General features: G+C 56.0%; 1 pseudogene. It reads left to right on the forward strand.

The features are described from left to right. Positions 1-300 (forward strand): annotated as a pseudogene (locus tag A3764_RS00770) (sugar ABC transporter permease); the annotation flags it as partial.

Consider the following 300-nt stretch of genomic DNA (forward strand, 5'->3'; position numbering starts at 1 on the left):
AAGAACAACGTGATCTGGCTGGTGCTCTATATGCTGGCCATTCCCATGGGCCTTTTCGTGGCCCTGTTCCTCAACCAGACGGTGCGGGGCATCCGCATCTACAAATCCCTTTTCTTCTTTCCCTTTGTCATCAGTCAGGTTGTCGTGGGCCTGGTTTTCGCATGGTTTTACGATCCCTCCTACGGGCTGATGAACATTGCGCTGGGGTGGTTCGGGATCGAACCCATCGCCGTGCTCGCCAACGAAGACTATGTGACCTACGGGATCATTGCCGCCGGTCTCTGGCCGCAGACGGCCTAT

This window comes from Sulfitobacter sp. HI0129 (assembly GCF_001635395.1).
Taxonomy (GTDB): Bacteria; Pseudomonadota; Alphaproteobacteria; order Rhodobacterales; family Rhodobacteraceae; genus Sulfitobacter.